1 pseudogene is annotated in these 663 nt (G+C 58.7%); it reads left to right on the top strand.

Going from position 1 to position 663, the window contains the following annotated elements:
- Window positions 1-53: 53 nt before the first annotated feature.
- A pseudogene (locus G3N98_RS39540) lies at window positions 54-663 on the top strand (helix-turn-helix domain-containing protein); the annotation flags it as partial.

Genomic DNA, 663 nt, shown 5'->3' with positions numbered 1-663 from the left:
TGACCCGTCCTGAAATAGGTTGACACTTTTTCGCTGAAACGAAGAGGTGCCAAGTGGAGCAAGAGATCAAGCGGACGCAGCGGGACTACAGCCTGGCTTTTAAGCTATCGGTGGTCGAGCAGGTCGAAAAAGGCGAATTGACGTACAAAGAGGCACAGCGCCGCTACGGAATCCAGGGGCGCTCGACCGTGCTGGTATGGTTACGTAAGCACGGCTTGCAGGATTGGGCCGATCCATCCGGCCGTGCGCGATCGGGTTCCATCATGTCAAAGCAAGACGCAAAGCCGCTCACGCCGGAGCAGCGCATCAAGGAGTTGGAGACGCAGTTGCGAGAAGCGCAGGAGAAAGCCGCGCTGTTCGAGGCGGTACTCGACGTGATGCGCAAGGACTACGGAATCACCGTAAAAAAGCCTTCGGGCAGGTCGTCGCGCAAAGGCGGATCAAAAAGCTGAGCGTCGAGCGAGCCTGCCGATACATGGGCATCAGTCGCCAAGCGTATTACAAGCGCTTCCAAAGTGAGGAACGTCGCTGCGCGCAGGCCGATATCGTGACGACACTAGTACGGGATGTACGGCTGCGTCAGCCCCGACTAGGGACGCGGAAACTGCATCATCTGCTCGGGCCAGCGTTGGTCGAGCGCGGCATCAAGTTGGGGCGAGATCG

Origin of the sequence: Burkholderia sp. Tr-20390 (assembly GCF_017104595.1) — a bacterium.
Lineage (GTDB): Bacteria > Pseudomonadota > Gammaproteobacteria > Burkholderiales > Burkholderiaceae > Burkholderia.
Note: the sequence above shows the minus strand (reverse complement) of the source record. Positions and strands in the feature narration are given on the sequence as shown.